The organism is Paraburkholderia sp. DD10 (assembly GCF_049177125.1).
In the GTDB taxonomy this organism is placed as follows: domain Bacteria; phylum Pseudomonadota; class Gammaproteobacteria; order Burkholderiales; family Burkholderiaceae; genus Paraburkholderia; species Paraburkholderia terricola.
In genome coordinates, this window is the sequence record NZ_CP185392.1 from 982,492 (window position 1) to 1,000,570 (window position 18,079).

Annotated in this window: 18 protein-coding genes; 7 read left to right on the top strand and 11 right to left on the bottom strand. The window is 65.5% G+C overall.

What is annotated here, in order from left to right; genetic code table 11:
* Positions 1-8: 8 nt before the first annotated feature.
* From mdcH to ACOCG7_RS04615, 8 genes are read right to left on the bottom strand one after another with little or no spacing between them, the layout of a single operon-like run.
* Positions 9-941: a malonate decarboxylase subunit epsilon gene (mdcH, locus tag ACOCG7_RS04580; protein WP_073431928.1), complete on the bottom strand. Its 933-nt coding sequence runs from the start codon at positions 939-941 to the stop codon at positions 9-11.
* Entirely contained in the window at positions 941-1,636 is a 696-nt protein-coding gene (locus tag ACOCG7_RS04585) for a malonate decarboxylase holo-ACP synthase (protein WP_083086307.1), read from the bottom strand. The genes mdcH and ACOCG7_RS04585 overlap by 1 nt, the downstream gene beginning before the upstream one ends.
* Complete coding sequence (mdcE, locus tag ACOCG7_RS04590; RefSeq protein WP_073431927.1) at positions 1,636-2,451, bottom strand: biotin-independent malonate decarboxylase subunit gamma; 816 nt, start codon at positions 2,449-2,451, stop codon at positions 1,636-1,638. The genes ACOCG7_RS04585 and mdcE overlap by 1 nt, the downstream gene beginning before the upstream one ends.
* The gene (locus ACOCG7_RS04595; protein ID WP_073431926.1) at positions 2,448-3,332 is read right to left on the bottom strand and encodes a biotin-independent malonate decarboxylase subunit beta; all 885 of its coding nucleotides are present in this window, start codon (positions 3,330-3,332) and stop codon (positions 2,448-2,450) included. Before ACOCG7_RS04595 ends, mdcE begins: the two co-directional genes overlap by 4 nt.
* Positions 3,329-3,643 carry a malonate decarboxylase subunit delta gene (locus ACOCG7_RS04600; protein WP_073431925.1) on the bottom strand — a complete coding sequence of 105 codons (315 nt, stop codon included), beginning with the start codon at positions 3,641-3,643 and terminating at the stop codon, positions 3,329-3,331. The genes ACOCG7_RS04595 and ACOCG7_RS04600 overlap by 4 nt, the downstream gene beginning before the upstream one ends.
* The gene (locus ACOCG7_RS04605; protein WP_083086281.1) at positions 3,631-4,662 is read right to left on the bottom strand and encodes a triphosphoribosyl-dephospho-CoA synthase; all 1,032 of its coding nucleotides are present in this window, start codon (positions 4,660-4,662) and stop codon (positions 3,631-3,633) included. The genes ACOCG7_RS04600 and ACOCG7_RS04605 overlap by 13 nt, the downstream gene beginning before the upstream one ends.
* Before the next feature lie 2 nt (positions 4,663-4,664).
* Positions 4,665-6,326 (bottom strand): malonate decarboxylase subunit alpha, encoded by a 1,662-nt coding sequence (gene mdcA / locus ACOCG7_RS04610; RefSeq protein ID WP_421376986.1) that lies wholly within the window; start codon positions 6,324-6,326, stop codon positions 4,665-4,667.
* Between the two features lie 8 nt (positions 6,327-6,334).
* Positions 6,335-7,108: a GntR family transcriptional regulator gene (locus ACOCG7_RS04615; RefSeq protein ID WP_073431923.1), complete on the bottom strand. Its 774-nt coding sequence runs from the start codon at positions 7,106-7,108 to the stop codon at positions 6,335-6,337.
* 195 nt (positions 7,109-7,303) lie between these two features.
* On the opposite strand from ACOCG7_RS04615, the gene ACOCG7_RS04620 reads away from it, so the two are divergent.
* Positions 7,304-7,744, top strand: coding sequence for a type II toxin-antitoxin system Phd/YefM family antitoxin (locus ACOCG7_RS04620; RefSeq protein WP_421376988.1), 441 nt, complete (start codon positions 7,304-7,306; stop codon positions 7,742-7,744).
* Between the two features lie 10 nt (positions 7,745-7,754).
* A complete protein-coding gene (locus ACOCG7_RS04625) occupies positions 7,755-8,006 on the top strand; it encodes a Txe/YoeB family addiction module toxin (protein ID WP_073431921.1) in 252 nt (83 codons plus the stop codon).
* Between the two features lie 78 nt (positions 8,007-8,084).
* On the opposite strand, the gene ACOCG7_RS04630 is transcribed toward ACOCG7_RS04625, so the two are convergent.
* A complete protein-coding gene (locus ACOCG7_RS04630; RefSeq protein ID WP_421376991.1) occupies positions 8,085-10,223 on the bottom strand; it encodes a TonB-dependent receptor in 2,139 nt (712 codons plus the stop codon).
* A 453-nt stretch (positions 10,224-10,676) separates the two neighbouring features.
* Positions 10,677-11,597 carry a DMT family transporter gene (locus tag ACOCG7_RS04635; RefSeq protein WP_073431919.1) on the bottom strand — a complete coding sequence of 307 codons (921 nt, stop codon included), beginning with the start codon at positions 11,595-11,597 and terminating at the stop codon, positions 10,677-10,679.
* A gap of 103 nt (positions 11,598-11,700) precedes the next feature.
* On the opposite strand from ACOCG7_RS04635, the gene ACOCG7_RS04640 reads away from it, so the two are divergent.
* On the top strand, positions 11,701-12,588 hold the full coding sequence (locus ACOCG7_RS04640) for a LysR substrate-binding domain-containing protein (protein ID WP_073431918.1): 888 nt from the start codon (positions 11,701-11,703) through the stop codon (positions 12,586-12,588).
* Between the two features lie 16 nt (positions 12,589-12,604).
* Here the strand turns inward: ACOCG7_RS04640 and ACOCG7_RS04645 are convergent, their stop codons facing one another.
* Positions 12,605-14,125 carry a carbohydrate porin gene (locus tag ACOCG7_RS04645; RefSeq protein ID WP_073431917.1) on the bottom strand — a complete coding sequence of 507 codons (1,521 nt, stop codon included), beginning with the start codon at positions 14,123-14,125 and terminating at the stop codon, positions 12,605-12,607.
* A 357-nt stretch (positions 14,126-14,482) separates the two neighbouring features.
* On the opposite strand from ACOCG7_RS04645, the gene ACOCG7_RS04650 reads away from it, so the two are divergent.
* The 4 genes from ACOCG7_RS04650 to ACOCG7_RS04665 all read left to right on the top strand — a co-directional run bounded on the left by ACOCG7_RS04650 (position 14,483) and on the right by ACOCG7_RS04665 (position 18,045).
* Positions 14,483-15,163 carry a hypothetical protein gene (locus tag ACOCG7_RS04650; protein ID WP_073431916.1) on the top strand — a complete coding sequence of 227 codons (681 nt, stop codon included), beginning with the start codon at positions 14,483-14,485 and terminating at the stop codon, positions 15,161-15,163.
* 199 nt (positions 15,164-15,362) lie between these two features.
* Entirely contained in the window at positions 15,363-16,199 is an 837-nt protein-coding gene (locus ACOCG7_RS04655; protein WP_073431915.1) for an arylamine N-acetyltransferase family protein, read from the top strand.
* 16 nt (positions 16,200-16,215) lie between these two features.
* Positions 16,216-16,896 (top strand): methyltransferase family protein, encoded by a 681-nt coding sequence (locus tag ACOCG7_RS04660; protein ID WP_073431914.1) that lies wholly within the window; start codon positions 16,216-16,218, stop codon positions 16,894-16,896.
* 324 nt (positions 16,897-17,220) lie between these two features.
* Positions 17,221-18,045: a transporter substrate-binding domain-containing protein gene (locus ACOCG7_RS04665; RefSeq protein WP_374710950.1), complete on the top strand. Its 825-nt coding sequence runs from the start codon at positions 17,221-17,223 to the stop codon at positions 18,043-18,045.
* Positions 18,046-18,079 lie beyond the last annotated feature (34 nt).

The window sequence follows — 18,079 nt, forward strand, 5'->3', positions numbered from 1 at the left end:
CTCACCGCTCAATCCGCTTCCAGACGCCGGCGCGCCGTCGCCACCAGCCGATCGAACGGGAAGCCGCTCGCGGCCAGCGCGGCGGCATCCGGAAAGTTGTCGCGCGCAATGTCCGTCAACACCTGGCCGGGCGGCGCTTCGATCAGCACGCGAGCGCCCATTTCCAGCATCGCCGCGAGCGCGTCGAACCAACGCACGGTGTAGCGCATGTTCGTGACGAGATCGTCGCGGATCGCGTCCGCCGTGTACAAGGGCCGGCCGCCGCGGTTGCCGACATAGGTGCCGTGCGGCGTGTAAAAAGGCACATGCTGGGCGTAGGCGACCAGTTCGTCGGTGGCATGCGCGAGCAATTCGCAATGCGACGGCACGCTCACCGCGAGCCGGGTGGCCTTGCGGGCACCGGCTGCCAGCGCACGTTCGATAAACGCATCCAGCGCGGCATTCGCGCCCGCCACGACGATCTGACGCGGCGCATTCACATTGCCGATATAGACGCGCTGTCGCGCCTCGTTCGCGTGCTGCGCGGCGAGCGTTTCCAGTTGGTATTCCGTCAAACCCGATACGGCCGCGAGACCGTATCCCGACGGATACGCGGTTTCCATCAATTCGGCACGCTTGCGAACCATCCTTAGCGCATCGTCGAAGTGGACAGCGCCGCAACTGACCGCCGCGGCATACGCGCCCACCGACAGCCCCGCGTTGAGCGCCGGTATCAGCCGTTCATCGGCCAGCGCACGCGTGATCGCCACGCCCGCAACCGTCAAGCCGATCTGCACGGCGACGGTCGAGCGCAGCGCGTGCGCTGTATCCAATGTCAGCACATCGGCGCCGATCACCTCGGAGGCTTCCGCGAGCGTTTCGCGCACGAGGCGATGCTGGGGCAGACGATGCAGGAACCCTTCGGTCTGCGCGCCCTGGCCGGGGAAGATCAATGCAAGCATCAGACGTCGTCGCCGCGAACAGCGGCCCAAGGATCGGCGACGAGTTGCGGGCCGCGTGCGTCGCGCGCCATCACCTGCGCCTTGCCCGCTGCCCATTCGGCCAGCGCCACCCCGCCCGCGGGCGTTTCGAGTTGCGCGTCCACGCGAATGCCGGCGCGCTGCGCCAAAGCTTGCAGATGGCCGAGCAATCGAACCGCGTCCTCGTGTGCGAGCTTCGACGGCGTGCGGATCAGCAAGTCGAGATCGCTCGATTCGGACACAGTAGGCACTTGCGCCGCGAGTTCGAAACCGGCGCTGCCGGTGGGTCCCCAAACGAAGCCGCACAATGGCCCGTCGGCCTCGCTCCGCAATGCGGCGAGCGCGGCGAACGCTGGCAACATGGCGCGCTCGCCAGCAGGGCTGCGGTGTGCCAACGCTTCCGGCGATATGACGTGTTCGATATCGTCCGCCGACGCCCATGTGCCATAGCGCTGCGAACGCCCCACGCCGCGCACGCCAATCGCGATTACACCCTCGGCGGCCAACGCGCGTCGCACGACCGCATACGGCGCATGAGCGAAGGCCTCGCGCACCCATGCCGGTTCGCCATCGAACTGTTGCAGGCGCCGCAAGCGCAGCAGGTCATGCGGCCGCCATCGCGTATCGCGGGACAACGCTTGACCGTTTGCGAACGGCGGGGCGGCGCAGACTCGCATCACGTGGCATCCCATTGTTCGGCGAGACGCCGGCGCACTTCGATCGACGCCGCGCGGTTCTGCCGCGCCGCCGCCGATTCGAGCCGATGCGACAGGTCACGGCTGCCGTCGCGCGCGCTGCGAATCTGCGCCGACAACACCTCACGCACGCGCTCGATCTGCGCGGCATCCGGCGCATCCGCATCGACGCCTTCGATCAACTGATCGAGCAGCCCGAGTTTGGCGAACGAGGCCATGGTGTACGACATCGGCACGATGGTTTCGCCGAGCGCGTCGAGCGCTTCGACGGTGCGGCGCGTGACGCGCGCGGCGGCTTCCTTGCCCATCGCGTGAACCATCGTGCCGGGCGCGTCGAGCGCGACGATGCGGTTGGCCTGGTAGCCGTGCGCGAGGAACGCCCCCGACATCGCCGGCCCGACGATCAGCGCGATCACCGGATGGCCCGCATCGCGCGCCGCCGCATACGCATCGACGGCGGCGGCGCAGGCGAGGTGAATGCCGAGCATCTCCTCGCGATAGCCGTATGCCTGGCTTTTCACGTCGACGATCGCGACGATCGGGCGGCGCGTGCCGCTCGCTTCGTCCCGCGTCATCGCTTCACGCACGGCCCGCGCGAGCAGCCAGCCCTGTTCCAGGCCGACGACGTTATCGGTCGCGCGCGGAAAACGGTTGTCGGGATCGGGCACGACCGCGATGAAGCGCGCGGTCTCGCCGCCGAGCGGCGCATCGGCGTTCAATACCGGCGCGTTGCCGGACGGTTCGCCGGCGAGCGCCTGAAACCAGCGCGCGCCGCGGCTCGGTTGAGTGTCGTTCATGCTTGCTCCTTGCGCGCGTCGTTTTGCACATGCGGGTGGTAGACCTCGCGCATCGTTTGCGGCGTGACGCTGGCCGGATCGATCCGCGCGAGCCGGTCCAGAAACGTGTCGACCTGTTCGCTGCGATGCGCGGCCGGCACGCCTTGCGCGAACGCGGCGCGCACGGCGGCGCTCACAGCGTCGGCATCGTCGTCGACCAGCCGATCGGCCAGCGCGGTCGCGGCCCTTTGTTCGCCGCCGATCAATTGCCACACGCGGCGGCGGTCGCTCGCGTCGAGTTCCTCGATGCCCGCTTCCTGTTCGATCACCTCGGGGCCGTTCATGCCGAGCCGGGCTTGCTTCGTCACGACGAGATACGAGCACAGCGCGGCCGCGAGCGACATGCCGCCGAAGCAGCCCACCATTCCCGCGATCACGCCGACCACCGGCACATGCCGGCGCAGCGCGACGATCGCCGCCTGAATCTCGGCGATCACCGCGAGCCCGAGATTGGCTTCCTGAAGCCGCACGCCACCGGTCTCGAACAGCACGACGGGGCGCACGATCTTGCCGCGCTCGCAGTCGCGCAGGGCCATTTCGAGCGCGGCGGCGATCTTGCTGCCCGACACTTCGCCGATGCTGCCGCCCTGGAACGCCGATTCGATTGCGGCCACCACGGCGGGTTCGCCGTCGATGCTGCCGCGCGCGATCACGCAGCCGTCGTCGGCCTGGCAGACGACGCCTTGCAGCGGCAGCCACGGCGACTCGATCTTGTCGAACGGTCCGAGCAATTCGCGGAAGGTGCCGGCGTCGAGCAGCGAGCGGGCGCGCTCGCGCGCCGGCAGTTCGATGAAACTGTCGCGCAGAATCGGCGCGGGATGCGCGGTCGCAACGGTAGTCATGCGGCGTCTCCCTGTTCGGCCGCCTCGACGGCTTCCGCGAGGCGCAATGCCACCACGCCCGGCGTTGCGCCGAAGTCGTTGATTTCGATGTGCGCGGCGCCGTCGTAGCGCGTGAAGAAGCGGTCGAGCACGCTTTTCCAGATGTGGCCATAGCCGTCGACGCTGGTGCGCACGACCACATGCGCGTTCAGCGCGGCGCCGTTACCGGCTGGCGACAGCAGCACTTCCAGATCGCCGGAACCCACCACGCCGACATGCGCGCGGGTCGTGACGGCGCGTTGCGCCGGATAGTCGAAGGTCAGATGTTCCATGTGACTGGGCTCCCGCCGGCGTCGTGTCGCGCCAGCATGTCGAGAAAAAGGGTGGCGGCGAGCAGATCGGCCGCGCCGCCAGGCGATGCATTGAGCGACAGCAGGTCGTGTTCGAGTGCGGCAAGGGCGGCGGCGCCCGCGTGCGTCGAACTTCCGCCGGCAGCGAGCACGCGGCGCGCGCCGCGTTGACCGGCGTGCAAGCCCGGCAAACCCGCGCGATGCAGCAGGCAGGTATCGTCGAGCGAAACCATGATCGCGAGCAGGGCGTCGAGGCGCGCGGCATCCTCGGCGATGCCTCGTGCGCGTGCCGCGACCAGCGCGGGCAGGCCGATTTCGACGACATGCGGAAAACCGTCTTGCGCTTCGCGGCGCGCGCCGCCGACCTGATAACGCTGACGTGCGCGTTCGCCATGACTGTTCGAGGGCGCGGCGAAGCGATCCGGAAAGCAGGCGATCCGCGCGGCACGTCCGCATACGTGCGCAGCATGGCGTTGCGTGCCGCCGCCCGGCATCGACGCGCCCGCGACGAGCAAGCCGACGATCCAGATCGCGCCGCGGTGCGCGTTGCTGCCGCCGGTGGCGCGCAGCATGTCGTGCTCGCCGGCGCGGCCGATTTGCGCGAGTTCGGTACGCAACAGCGCCGACGGTTCGCCGCGGCGGCGCGCCGCGCGCGCCAGCGCCGCGAAGGTCGGCTCGAGCGCGTGTGCCGAGCGCAGCATCGTGGCGAGGTCGAGATCGCGATGCGCGCCGCTGCCGCGCCGGTCCACCAGCGCGGGCTTGGGGGTGAGTTGCGCTTCCTCGATCAGCGCGGTGACGGCGTAGCGCGACAACTGCGCGTCGGCGGGCACCGCCGCGAGCGGCGCGGCGTGGGCGGCATCAGCCCGAGAGACAGCACGAGCGGGGATGTGAGCCGGCCTATCAACAGCACCGGCGACATCGGCGCGTAAATCGTTCTGCGCGACACACGCGGTGTGTGCACAGGCCCGATCCGCACGCGCGCGCAAGGCGGCGGGCGCCATCCTCACCAGCTCCTGAAGCGTGCCGGCGGCGCGTACAGGCCGCCCGACCACGTCACCAGATCGTCGATGCTGCGCGCGGCCAGCAACGAGCGCTTCGCTTCACCGCGCCGTATGCCGAGGTCTTCCGGATACGCGACAATGCCGCGCCGGCGCAGCTCCGCCGTCTTTTCAGGCTTCGCGCGCAATCCGACCGGCGTCACGCCCGCCACCGCGGCGAGCGCAGCGCGCCGCTCGTCGATGCCTTCGGCCTTGTGCAGATGCGCGATGCCTTCCTCGGTGACGACATGGCTCACATCGTCGCCGTAGATCATCACGGGCGCGATCGGCATGCCGTTTTTCGCACCCACCGCGATCGCATCGAGTTCGTCGACGAACGTCGGCTCTCCGCCTTTCTTGTAGGTCTCCGCCAACTGCACGACCAGCTTCTGTCCGCGCGATACCGGCCCTTGATCCTTCAGCAGCTTGAGCCAGGCTTCGCTCGAATGACGTCGGCCGCGCGGATCGTGACCCATGTTCGGCGCGCCGCCGAAACCGGCGAGACGCCCACGCGTGACGGTCGACGAATTCGCGTCCGCGTCGATCTGCAAGGTCGAACCGATGAACAGATCGACGCCGTATTGCCCGGCCAGTTGGCACAGCACGCGATTCGAGCGCAGGCTGCCGTCGTTGCCGGTAAAGAACACATCGGGGCGCGCTTCGATATACGCCTCCATGCCGACCTCGCTGCCGAAGCAATGAATGCTGTCGACCCAGCCCGACTCGATCGCGGGAATCATCGTGGGGTGCGGATTGAGCGTCCAGTTGCGGCAGATCTTGCCCTTCAGACCGAGCGACTCGCCGTAAGTCGGCAGCAGCAATTCGATCGCGGCCGTGTCGAAGCCGATGCCGTGATTCAGCGAGCTCACGCCGTACGGTTCGTAGATGCCGCGGATCACCATCATCGCGGTGAGCACCTGCAGGTCGCCGATATGGCGCGGATCGCGCGTGAACAACGGCTCGACGGCGAACGGCCGGTCCGCCTCCACGACCACGTCGACCCACGAACCGGGAATGTCGACGCGCGGCAGTTCATCGACAATCTCGTTGACCTGCACGATCACGATGCCGTGACGGAACGCGGCGGCTTCGGCGATGGTGGGGGTGTCCTCGGTGTTCGGACCGGTGTACAGATTGCCATGACGATCGGCCTTTTCCGCGCACAGCAGCGCGACGTGCGGCGTCAGATCGACGAACATGCGCGCGTACAACTCCACGTAGGTGTAGATCGCGCCGATCTCCAGTTGCCCGTCCTCGAGCAATTGCGCGACCCGCAAGCTCTGCGGCCCGGCGAACGAAAAGTCGACCTTGTGCGCGATGCCGCGCTCGAACAGCGTCAAATGCTCGGGACGGCTGATGCTCGAAATCAGCAGATGCACGTCGTGAATCTTTTGTGGATCGACCCGGGCGAGCGAGCGCGACAGGAAGTCGGCCTGCTTCTGGTTGTCGCCTTCGAGCGCGACACGGTCGCCCGGCTGGATCAGCGTTTCGAGCGCATCGACGATGCGGTGGGACGGCAGCAAGCCGTCTTCCAGCCACGGCGCGATGGCCGCGAGGCGGCGGTTCTTTTCGTCGCGACGCGTGGTCCATGAACGGGTGAGGGGTGAGGCTTCGGCGGAACGGTTCATCGGCGGAGTCAGCTCCCGGTGGTGGTGCGCGCGCGTCTGCCGCGCCGCTTGGGTTGATTCGCATGCGCGGCTTCCGCCTGCGCGCGTTCGGTCAGGAAGCGATGCAGCACGTCGCCGGTGCCGAGCAGATGCGCGACGACCAGCGCCTGGGCCGCGGGAATGTCGCGGCGCCGCACCGCGTCGAGCAGGGCGGCGTGTTCATTGTCGGACTCGCCCTTGTACGACGGCAAGCCGAACTTCAGACGCAGATAGCGTTCGCCACGCCGATGCAGCGTGCCGATCATTTCCTCGAGTTGCGAACGCGCGGCGGGCGCATACAGGCTCATATGAAACGCGACGTTGCGCGCCACGTACAGCGCCGGATCGGGCTCGCGTTCGGCGGCGCGGCACAGCCTGGCGCATTCGCGCAGCGTGGCGGCGGTGTGCCTGGGAATCGCGAGGCCGATGGCGAGGCTCTCCAGCGCGGCACGGATTTCGTAGATTTCGCGCGCTTCATCCGCCGACAAGGGCGCGACCGTCGCGCCCTTATGGACCGCGGCCTTGGCCCAGCCTTCGCTTTCGAGCTGACGCAAGGCCTCGCGCACGGGAATCGCGCTGACCGAGAAATGCCGCGCAATCGCGTCCTGGCGCAGCGGCGCGCCGGGCGCCAGGGTGCCGTCGACGATTGCCGCGCGCAGCGCCTCCGCGATGACACGGGACGTGCTCTCGCGGGGCGCCGCCGCCGGTAGCAGCAGGCCGCGCGTCGGAATGTCCAAGGGGGGACTCTCTGTCGCATCGCTCATAAGTTCAAATATTATATATAAAAATGAGCGTTTGGCAGGCGGTGAACCGGGAGACGAACGGCGAGGTGCCGCTTCAGTGACATTGGCCGTTTGGCCGAGTGGCGCGCGGGGTTGTCGGCGGGCATCCTCTCATGGGTTGGACGACGTATTTCTCCGTTGTTTTTGGGTTTGCCGTTCTGTACAGTGATCTGTACAATGGCCGTGGCCGCCGGGAGGGGGTTTTCCCTTCGGGTCAACGGCTCACGCGGTAGTCCCCGCGGCGCGGTCAATCCGTTTAGCGGTGGAATCGTCTCTAACTTTTCACAGGAGCGATCGGAGGGTAGCCTCTCCAATCGAAAACGAATGAACGTCCTTACTTACAGCGAGGCGCGTGCCGGCTTCAAGCAAGCGATGGACGAAGTCTGCCGCGACCACACGCCCATGCTGATCACCCGGCAGAGCGGCGAAAACGTGGTCATGGTTTCGCTCGATGATTTCAATGCGATGCAGGAGACCTTGTATCTGTTGAGTTCGTCGAAGAACGCCCAGCGGCTCGCTCGATCCATCGCCCAGTTGAACGCCGGCGGTGCGGCCGCGCGCGAACTGCTGACCGATGAACCAACGGAAAAGCCGCAACGAGGAAGCCGCAAAGGCTGACAGTGTTTTTATGTTCACCGACGAAGCGTGGGACGACTATCTCTATTGGCAGGAAACCGACCGCAAGGTGCTGCGCAAGATCAACACGTTGCTGGAGGAATGCCGGCGCGATCCTTATAGCGGTGCGGGAAAGCCGGAGCCGCTGGTCGGCAGCTTGAGCGGCTTCTGGTCGCGCCGCATCACGCATGGCGATCGTCTCGTCTACCTGCCGCGAGACGGAAAGATCTATGTGATTGCCTGCCGTTTTCATTACGGCGATTGAAATAAAAAAACCGGGCGCGGCGCCCGGTTTTTTATTCGACGATTCAACGCAGCCACACGCCGCCGAGTCCGAAAAACTTCACATGTGCCACCGCGCCGCCACGGTCAGCGTGCGCGGCGCGCCCGGCATGTTGTACATGTCCGCGTTGCCGTGCGCCGCGATGAAATACTTGCGATCGAACAGGTTCTCCAGCGTCAACGTGACGTCGACGTTCTTGCCGTGATAACCCGCGCCCAGATCGAAGGTCACGAACGACGGCAACGTGACCGCATCGCTGGCCGACGTATAGCGCGCCGACTGGAACTGCGCGCCGCCCGCCGCGTAGAAGCCGTACTTCAGGTCGCGCTTGATCCAGACGCTCGCGCTATGGCGCGGCATCAGGCCCGGCGTGTTGTCGTGCAAAACCAGCCCGGCCGAGGTCGCTTGCGGCGAGCCGTCCACTTTTCCGTTCATATACGCGTAGCCCGCGTACACCGACCACTTGGGCGCGATCTCGCCGGTCATCGACAGCTCCAGGCCGCGCGAGCGCTGCGTGCCGACCGGCAGCGCGTAGCCCGGGTTAGCAGGATCGGCGATCTGCTGATGGGTCTGCTTCATGTCGAACAGCGCGACGCTCGCGCTCGCCCGGCCCAGGTCGAACTTCGAGCCGATTTCGAAGCTGGTGGTCTTTTGCGGCGCCAGCGCCGAGCCGTTGGCAAACGCGCCGCTGCTGATCAGCGTGTCGGCAAGCGGCGAGAACGACTGGCTATACGACGCATACAGCGACACCCAGTCGAGCGGCTCGTAAATCAGGCCCACGCGCGGACTCCACGCGCGGTCCGTGCGATCCAGATTCACGTGCGCCGGCGTGTAGTCGTTGCGCGTTTGCGTTAGATAGTCGAAGCGCAAACCCGCGAGAATCTTCCAGTGCTCGGTCAGCGAGATCAGGTCCTGCGCATAGACGCCCACCAGTCCGAGCACCGTCGCCGCATTGGTTTTCGCCGCGGTGCCGGGCTTCACGCCGGGCAAGTTGACCAGTTGCGGATTGTAAAGATCGTAGGTGGCGACCTTGTTGGTCGAGTAGATCGTGTCGAACTTCTGCTGTTGCGATAACTCGACGCCGTACAGCAACTCATGCTTCATGCCGAACAGCGTGGTCTTTTGCGTCAGTTCGAACAGGCCGTCCACGCCGTGATCCTGGCGAAAGCGCGTGCTCTGGTCGAGCGTCACCACAGGATGCGCCGCCGTCTTGATCGGCTCGAACGTGACGTAGTTCTTGCGTTCGAGCGAGAAGTCGTACGCGCGCACGGCGGTGTGCAACGACAGCGAATCGTTGAAGCGGTGGTCGAGCGACGCGGTCGCGCTCTTCGCGTCGATGTCGTTGTACGAGGCGTTGACCGCGTTGGACGAGCCGTAATACGTGTTGATCGGCACGTTGACCGGACGGCCGAGATAGGCGGGCAGGCCCTGATCGGAGGTGCGGCGATCGTGCAGATAATCGGCTTCGAGATTGATCGTGGTGTCGCGGTCGATGCGAAATTGCGCGGACGGCGCCACGGCCTGGCGATTCAACTGGAACTGGTCGCGAAAGCTGTTCGAGTTTTCGGCGGCGCCGGTAATGCGAAAACGCGCCGCATCGTTCGCGTTCCAGCCGAGGTCGAATTCGCCGCGACGCTCGCCTTCGGTGCCGAGCGTGACACCCACCGCTTGCTGCGGGTTCGCCGAGGGTTTCTTCAACACGCGGTTGATCAGCCCGCCCGCCGAACCGCGTCCATACAGCACGGCGGCCGGTCCCTTCAACACGTCGACGCGTTCGACGTTCGACAGGTCGCGGTAGTAGAGCGCATCGTCGCGAATGCCGTCGACGTATTGATCGGTCATGCTGTTGAAGCCGCGCAACGTGACCTGATCGCGCTGGCCGTCGCCGACTGAAAAGCCGACGCCCGGCACGTTGCGCAGTGCATCCTGCAACGAGCTCGCGTTCTGCTCGTCGAGCAGCGCGCGCGGCACGATATTGACGGTCTGCGGCACGTCCATCAGCGACATGGTGGTTCTGGTCGCGGTGTTCGACGTGCTGGTGTCGTACGAGCGGTCGGCGGCGGCCTTGACGGCGATGGCCGGCAGCGTGTTGTCGGCGGCGCCGGCGGCGGGTGCCGTCTCTTGCGCCATCAAAGGCTTCACACCGGCGAGGGACGTGGCGATCAGCAGTGCGCGGTAAATCTTCTTATTGACGTTCATGTTGACGTTCTTTGAGTCGGATCGGTGGCTGTTATAGGTTTGGGTTTTTAAGCGCGGCGAAGCGGCATGGCACGCGGGCAAACGCGCGCCGCGCGGCAAGGTAAGGGCCGCGAAATGGGTCAGGCAAGGCGCAGTGGGGATCCCCTGTTACTGTCGAATGAATTCGAAAATCGAAACGGCCGGGGCGCCGCTCGTCAGCGCGCGAAATGCGCGGGCGTGACATCGGCTGCCGCGGAATGGCATGTCGATGTGGGGATGGGAGATACAGCGGAAGCCGGATCAGTGCCCGGCTTGTAATATCTTGAAATTATAAACGAGAAGAATTCTCGATTGTGCGAAATGCATGGAGAACGTTGGTTTTTTGCAAGGTATGTTTCGGGTCGATGCGAGCAGAGAACGCGAACCGCCTTGCGTCCAATGCCACTGCGCGTGCGGCGCAGGCGCGGCGGCAACTCAATCCGCGTGACGCCGCGCACGTCCGCCCGGCCGTAATGCTGAAAGCAGCGGCCAGCCGAGATTGACGCCCAGACTCGCGACCACGATCAACGCCATGCCCGCGAGTTGCGGCAGCGACAGCGCCCGCCCATACACGAGCGCGTCGACCACGATGGCCGTCAACGGATAGACGAACAGCAGCACGGCGATGATCGGCGTGGTCAGCCTGGGCAGCGCGCCGTAGATCAGCACATACGAGAGCCCCGTATGCAGCACGCCCATGCCGATCAGCCAGAACCACTGCATCGCGCCGATGGGCTCGGCGGCGAGCGGTGCGATGAACGGCAGGCATACCACGCCGACCGCGCACTGCGCGAGCGTCAGCAGATGCGGCCGCAGCTCGCCGAGTCCCTTGGCGATCAACGTGACGCCCGCATACAGCACCGACCCCACCAAAGCCTCGCCGATACCGATCAGATAGCGCGTGTGCCCCTGCAGATTCTCGGTGGCCGCGACGCCCGACGCGAGCACGAGTCCGACGAAGGCGGTCGCGATCCAGCCGAGCCGGTCGGCGCCCAGGCGCTCCTTGAAGAGCGCCGCGCCGATCAGCACGACCCAGAACGGCTGCACGTGAAACACCACCGTCGCCACCGCAATGCTCGTGCGATGAATCGCATCGAAGAAACCGACCCATTGCGTGACCATCAGCACGCCGGAGATCAGCGCCAGCATGACCGTGCGGCGCGTGAAATGCGCGCGCGTGAAGAAGCCCTTCCAGGCGCAATACGCAGCGAGCGACAGGAAGCCGAACAGGCAGCGAAAGAACACCAGCGTCAGCGCGCCGAGCCGCGCTTCCTCGACGAACACACCGAGCGTGCCCATCAGAAGCCCGCCGCTCGCCAGCGTGATCGCGCCTTGTTGACGTGGGGAGAAGGACATGCGAAGCGGCCTCGGTAGACGTGGAATCACGAATATTGCGCGGCTTGCGTGGCTGTCACAAACGAATTAAATTGAGCAATTCCATAAGCCGGATTGATGAATCATGCACGCCGAATTCGACGTCGATTTGCTGCGCACCTTCGTCGCGGTGGTGGAAAACGGCAGCTTCACGAAGGCGTCGGTGTCGGTGCATCGCTCGCAGGCAGCGGTCAGCATGCAGATCAAGCGGCTCGAAACCATGCTCGGCACCACGCTGTTTGCGCGCAACACGCGCAATCTGTCGCTCACGCGGCCCGGCAACACGCTGCTCGAATACGCGCGGCGCGTGCTCGCGTTGCATGAGGAGGCGTGGTCGGCGATCGTGCGGCCGGAAGTGACCGGGCGCGTGGTGCTCGGCGCGCCGGACGATTACGTGTCGTCGCTGTTGTCGCCGGTATTGCGGCGCTTTTCGAATCTGTATCCGCATGTGGAGATCGAAATCGTCTGCGCGCAGAGCACGTCGCTCGCGCCCATGCTGGCCGATAACAGGATCGATCTCGCCTTCGTCACGCGCGACCGCAAACTGCGCGGCGAATTCGTGCGCAGCGAGCCGATGGTGTGGGTGGGGGCGTCGGTGGAGACGCCGGTGCTGGCGGTGTCACCGTTGCCGGTCGGACTGTACGAACCGGGTTGCGTGGCGCGTCAGCACACGCTCGCCGCGCTGGACGGCGCACGTATCCGCTATCGGGCCGCGTTCAGCAGCGCCAGTTTGATGGGCCTCGTGGCGACCGTGGACGCGGGACTCTCGGTGGTCGCGCTCACGCGTTGCAGCGTGCCGCCGCGGCTGGCGATTCTCGGCGAGGCGCAAGGCTTGCCGAAGATCGCTCCGCTGGAAATCGTGGTGGCGCGCAGCGCCAAATCGGACCGGCCCACGTGCGACTATCTGGCCGCGCAGATGGTGCAGGATCTGTCGCTGCGCACGCAGGCGCGCGGTTCGGCGGCGCCTGCGTAGGGCCACACACCACGCATCAGAACGCGATGTTGGTCCGCACCCCAACCACGAACGTATTGCGCAGCGGCTGCGCCGGGTCGTTCGGATTCTGACCGGCGCCCGCGTTGAACGTGTATTGCGCATCGGCTTGCAGCGTCCACCATGGAGCGACCTGATACTGATAGGTCGCTTCGAGCGCCGTTTCACTCGTGCGCACGCCGTACGGCCCGCCGCTGAATGCCCGGCTATCCTGGTCGAGTCCGTGCGTGTGATTGCCGACCTTGATGTAGGTGAGGGCGAGGCCCGCGCTGTCGTTGTCGCGTCCGGCGAACGGCGCTTTCAGCACGACGCCGAGGTTCGCCGCGAAGCTCACCAGGTTGCGGTCGCCCGGCGCGCCCATCACGCGGGCGAACACGCCGAGGCTGCGCGCCGCGTCCGGGCTCGGACGCCAGATCATCTGGTCGGCCACGGCGTAGAAGCTGCAGTCGCCGCGATGATTCGCGGCAGTGCCGGTGGAGGCCGGATTCGCGAGCGACAGTCCGGTGTTGTCGTAGCGTTGATCCGCGAAGCGGCCGTTGTTGTACCAGAGGCCGATCTTGTAGGTGCCCGGCAAACCGCCGCCGCTCGCGGCGGGCTTTCCGTCTTCCGCCGGCTGGTTGATCGCGTACTGCAACTCCCCGATGAACAGCGTGCCGTTATGCAGATTGAAGTTGGTGCCGCTCTTGTTGTTCGGATTGTTGCCGAGCGGGTCGCCGTCGAACACGCCGGCGAGCGCCGTCAACGAGGGCGTGATCTGGCCGCGCACGCGAACGCCGAGCGCCGACAGCGGGTAAGCGGGACCGCCTGACGGCATGTCGTACGAGGGCAGCGCGGGCCAGCCGAACATCGTGTTGAGGAAGAGCGCCGAATAGGTGCTCGCGATGAATTCCTGGTCGATGCTTTGCTGACCGATCTTCACGTCGACGCGCTTGTCGAGGAACGACTGCTGATACCACAACTCCCACAGGCGCGTCGTGCCTTCGGCTTCGATGCCGCTTGCCGTATTCAGCGTGCCGAGTTTGTCTGCGCTGAGATTGCGGCCGTGAATCTGCAACGCGCTGACGTTGAACTGGCCGCCGGGCAGGCCGAACGCTTCTTGTGTGTCGAGCTGAAGGGCCGCTGTGGTCACACCGTCGTAGGCTGCGCCGCGCGCGAGGCCGCCACGAAGGTTGCCGAGAATTTCGCTGGTCTCGGTGACGGTGAGCGTCACGCCGTACTTGCCGAGCCAGGGGCGCAAACCGCCCATATCGCCGAGCATTTGCTCGCGCTCCCAGAAACCGGCTGGTGGTTTGGTATCCGTCGCGTTGGCGTTGGCGTTGGCGTTGCGTTCGGCTTCGGCCGCTTCCGGCGCGGCGTCGGAGTTGGCCTGCGCCATCGCGGCGCCCGCTGTCAGCGATGCGCACGCAAAGGCCGTGTAAAGCGCGGCGCGCCGCATCGACGGTAGACGCGAACGGCGCGCGGCATGCTCGCGCAGCGAACCTGCGCGAGCCGTGAGTCCGCTGGATGAGGAGAGTTTCATCGGGATCCTTATTGGTATCGTATGGAGTGGTTCGAGCATCGGGGCGGTGTCTCCATGGGCCCGCGATGTGCCGCTTCCATTTGCCACGCCGGACTACAGCAGAAGGCGAGATCGTACTCATGCGTAATCGATGCGTCAACAAATGAGAACGATTCGCATCGAACTTGCCAAAGCGCAATTTTTTACCTTGACATATCGCGACTCAGCGGCCACTCATCGGCCACTCATGGGCCACTCGACGTGACTGAGCCCGAATGCGCGAGCGCATTGCCCGGCGTGGTCGCTTCGTATGAACCGGCGCGAGGCCAGGGTGTCGAACCGCGCGAGTACCCCAAAGTCCCAAGTCAGGAGAGACACATGAATAAGCGCAGCCTTTTGATTTCGTTGCTCGCGAGCGGCGGTTTGCTGATGAGCGGCGTGTCGAACGCGCAGCTGAATCTGAAGCAATTCGGCATAGGCGGCGGCGAGAGTTCGGCGGACGCGGGCGCGGCGTCGTCGGGTGGCATCTCGCAGTTGTTGCAAACCTACGTCGGCGCGAATCAACAGGTGCTGAGCGGCCAATCGAGTCTCGCGTCGGCGATGGGTTTGAGCAGTGCGGCAGGGCAAGCGCAACAGGCGGCGGGATTGCTGAGCGGCGGCACGCCGTCGGTCAGTCAATTGACGCAGGCGGGCAGCACGCAGCAGTCGTTGTCGCAAACGCTGACGCAGGCGTTGGCGAGCCGCGCGAGTGGCGGCTCGTCGGCGGCGCCGGTGAACAAGCAGGCGTTCACGGACGGCCTCGCGTCGCTCGGTAAAGGCGTGAGCCAGTATTCGAGCTTGCAGTCGGGGCTCGGCAGCATTGGGAAAATGAATCCGTCGTCGCTATTGCTGGCCGGCATGAATCCGCAGACCGCGCAGAGCGCGTCGTATATCGCGCAGTCCGCGCCGGGTCAGTTGCAATCGTTGATGTCGACGCTGAGCGCGGCGGTGCAGTTCGCGTCGAGCCACGGCATCAGCGTGCCGTCGATCGCGACCTCGGCGTTGCAAGGCGGCCAGTAAGGATAGGCCAGGCATGCGAGCGCCGCGCCGCGGCGGCGCGGCGCGAGCCGTGCGAAATCCTACGAAAACAGGCAGAGCGCGGTGCGCCGGGCGGCCTCGAAAAAACGGCTATGATCATCACCCGAAGCCGCGAGGCCGCATCCGGCCCACGCACGATTCACCCATGCCCAACACGCCAAACCCTACCGGGACCACGCCGATGTCAGACACAGTGAATCTGGAAAACTACTTCGCCCGCATAGGTTATCGAGGCCCGCGCGCGGCAACGCTGGAAGTGCTGCGGGACATCCACACGCTGCACCCGCGAGCGATCCCCTTCGAGAACCTGAACCCGCTCACGCGCCGCGCGGTGAAACTCGACCTCGCGTCGATCGAGAACAAACTCGTCACCGAGCGCCGCGGCGGCTACTGCTTCGAACAGAACGCGCTGCTGGCAAACGTGCTGACGCAGTTGGGCTTCAAGGTCACGCCGCTGCTGGGCAGAGTGCTCTGGGGGCGCGAGCCCGGCGTGATTCCCCCGCGCACGCACATGGTCTTGCGCATCGACATCGGCAACGAAGCGTGGATCGCCGACGTCGGCTTCGGCAGCGTCACGCTCACCGCACCGCTGCGTCTGAACGCGGGCCTCGCGCAGCCCACGCCGCTGGGCACGTTTCGCCTCGCCGACGCGGCGCATGGTTCGCTGTACCTCGAAGTGCTGACGCGCGACGAGAGCTGGTCGCGCGTTTATCGTTTCGACCTGCAGCCGGTCGAGTGGATCGACTACGAGACCTCGAACTGGTACACGTCCACGGCGCCGGATTCGATCTTCGCGAGCAACCTGATCGTGTGCCGCGTATTGCCCGAAGCGCGGCTCACGCTGCTCAACGATCTACTGAACGAACGCGCCCCGGACGGCCAGATCGTCAGCGAACGGCAACTCGCGAGCGCGGACGAACTCGCCGCTTGTCTGCGCGATCGCTTCGGCCTGAATACCGGCGGCATCGACATCGGCGAAATATTCGGCCGCGTGCGTACCCCGGCCAACAGCGCGTAACGAGCCGGGCATCGCCATGATCAAGCGCCTGATTCTCCACACAGCGGCCTGGCTGGTGTTCATGGGCGTGCTGTTGTTCGGCGCGGCCGGCACTTTCGCGTGGCCGGCCGCATGGTGGTATCTGATCGAGATGGGCGTGCTGAGCCTGTGGATCGGACTGTGGCTCGCGCGTCACGATCCCGGCTTGCTCGCCGAGCGCATGTCCGTGTTCGCGCAGCCGCAGCAAAGCCGCTGGGACCGTCTCTTTGTGACGAGCGCCGGCGTGGCGTGGTTCGGCTGGCTGATCCTGATGGGGCTCGACGCGATGCGCTTTCACTGGTCGGCGCCGTTGCCGGTGGCGCTGGTCAGTCTCGGTTCGTTGTGCGTGTTCCTTTGCATCTTCATGTGCCGCTTCGTATTCCGTGCGAACAGCTTTGCCGCGCCGGTCGTGAAGATCCAGGCGAGCCGCGGCCATAAGGTGATCGACAGCGGCCCTTACGCGTATGTCCGTCATCCGATGTATTCGGCCGCGCTGCTGTTTTTCATCGGCACGCCGTTGCTGCTCGGCTCATGGTGGGGGCTCGCCGTGGCGCCGGTCATGGCGATCGGACTCGGCTGGCGCGCGGTGCGCGAGGAGCGCATGCTGGCCGAGCAGCTCGACGGCTACGCCGACTACACCGCACGCGTGCGCTACCGTTTCGTGCCCTTCATCTGGTAACGCGGCGGTGCGCCATTCTTGCTCGCACTGCCCCTCGTGCACCAACCTGTCTAGACAAAGCGCACCGCGCTGACGCATGCAAGCGCATGCGTTCTCTGCTCATCATTGACTCGTCACTCCCAGCAAAGCCTTGTAACACTGCGCTTTCTAGGGGCTTACCCGATGATTCCGGCGATTCCACGCAAATTCTCTTGCGACGGTTTTTTGACTCATGCAGACTTGTCTATACAAATTAAGCAGCGGTTAAACATCCAGTTCGACGGTTTCCTCAATCAAAGGAGTTTCGACGTGAAAGTGAAGCGCACGACGTTAGCAAAAGCATTGATGGGCGCCGTTCTCGGCGCCGCGACGATTTTCGCGGCACCGGCCCAGGCCAAGGACTGGAAGACGGTGACCATCGCGCTCGAAGGCGGCTATGCGCCGTGGAACCTCACGTTGCCGGGCGGCAAGCTGGGCGGCTTCGAACCCGAACTGGTCGCGAATCTGTGCGAGCGCATCAAGCTGCAATGCAATCTCGTGGCGCAAGACTGGGACGGCATGATCCCCGGTCTGCAAGCCGGCAAGTTCGACGTGTTGATGGACGCGATCTCGATCACGCCCGAGCGTGAAAAAGTCATCGCGTTCTCGAAGCCGTATGCCGCCACGCCCGCCACCTTCGCCGTGACGGACGCGAAAGTGCTCGCCAAGGCCGCGCCCACCGCGGGCGTCGTCAAGCTGACGGGCGATCCCAAGACCGATCAACCCACCGTCGACGCGTTGCGCAAGCAGTTGAAGGGCAAGACCATCGGCATCCAGTCGGGCACGGTCTACACCAGGTTCATCAACGAAGGCTTCAAGGACATCGCCACGATCCGCGTCTACAAGACCTCGCCCGAGCGCGATCTGGATCTCGCGAACGGCCGCATCGACGCGTCGTTCGACGACGTGACCTACTACGCCGCCAACATCGACAAGAAGGAAACCGCGTCGATCCTGATGGCCGGTCCGAAGATCGGCGGCCCGATCTGGGGTCCGGGCGAAGGTCTCGCATTCCGCAAGCAGGACGCCGATCTGAAAGCGAAGTTCGACACCGCGATCAGCGCCGCGCTCGCCGACGGCACCGTCAAGAAGCTGTCCGCCAAGTGGTTCAAGACCGACGTCACGCCTTGATTCGCTGAACGTTCAGAGGTAGAGGCGGGCGCGG

Excerpts from the sequence above, each read along its gene's own strand:
- mdcH (WP_073431928.1), bottom strand. The coding sequence starts at position 941 with ATGCTTGCATTGATCTTCCCCGGCCAGGGCGCGCAGACCGAAGGGTTC.
- ACOCG7_RS04585 (WP_083086307.1), bottom strand. The coding sequence starts at position 1,636 with ATGCGAGTCTGCGCCGCCCCGCCGTTCGCAAACGGTCAAGCGTTGTCC.
- mdcE (WP_073431927.1), bottom strand. The coding sequence starts at position 2,451 with ATGAACGACACTCAACCGAGCCGCGGCGCGCGCTGGTTTCAGGCGCTC.
- ACOCG7_RS04595 (WP_073431926.1), bottom strand. The coding sequence starts at position 3,332 with ATGACTACCGTTGCGACCGCGCATCCCGCGCCGATTCTGCGCGACAGT.
- ACOCG7_RS04600 (WP_073431925.1), bottom strand. The coding sequence starts at position 3,643 with ATGGAACATCTGACCTTCGACTATCCGGCGCAACGCGCCGTCACGACC.
- ACOCG7_RS04605 (WP_083086281.1), bottom strand. The coding sequence starts at position 4,662 with ATGGCGCCCGCCGCCTTGCGCGCGCGTGCGGATCGGGCCTGTGCACAC.
- mdcA (WP_421376986.1), bottom strand. The coding sequence starts at position 6,326 with ATGAACCGTTCCGCCGAAGCCTCACCCCTCACCCGTTCATGGACCACG.
- ACOCG7_RS04615 (WP_073431923.1), bottom strand. The coding sequence starts at position 7,108 with ATGAGCGATGCGACAGAGAGTCCCCCCTTGGACATTCCGACGCGCGGC.
- ACOCG7_RS04620 (WP_421376988.1), top strand. The coding sequence starts at position 7,304 with ATGGCCGTGGCCGCCGGGAGGGGGTTTTCCCTTCGGGTCAACGGCTCA.
- ACOCG7_RS04625 (WP_073431921.1), top strand. The coding sequence starts at position 7,755 with ATGTTCACCGACGAAGCGTGGGACGACTATCTCTATTGGCAGGAAACC.
- ACOCG7_RS04630 (WP_421376991.1), bottom strand. The coding sequence starts at position 10,223 with ATGAACGTCAATAAGAAGATTTACCGCGCACTGCTGATCGCCACGTCC.
- ACOCG7_RS04635 (WP_073431919.1), bottom strand. The coding sequence starts at position 11,597 with ATGTCCTTCTCCCCACGTCAACAAGGCGCGATCACGCTGGCGAGCGGC.
- ACOCG7_RS04640 (WP_073431918.1), top strand. The coding sequence starts at position 11,701 with ATGCACGCCGAATTCGACGTCGATTTGCTGCGCACCTTCGTCGCGGTG.
- ACOCG7_RS04645 (WP_073431917.1), bottom strand. The coding sequence starts at position 14,125 with ATGAAACTCTCCTCATCCAGCGGACTCACGGCTCGCGCAGGTTCGCTG.
- ACOCG7_RS04650 (WP_073431916.1), top strand. The coding sequence starts at position 14,483 with ATGAATAAGCGCAGCCTTTTGATTTCGTTGCTCGCGAGCGGCGGTTTG.
- ACOCG7_RS04655 (WP_073431915.1), top strand. The coding sequence starts at position 15,363 with ATGTCAGACACAGTGAATCTGGAAAACTACTTCGCCCGCATAGGTTAT.
- ACOCG7_RS04660 (WP_073431914.1), top strand. The coding sequence starts at position 16,216 with ATGATCAAGCGCCTGATTCTCCACACAGCGGCCTGGCTGGTGTTCATG.
- ACOCG7_RS04665 (WP_374710950.1), top strand. The coding sequence starts at position 17,221 with ATGGGCGCCGTTCTCGGCGCCGCGACGATTTTCGCGGCACCGGCCCAG.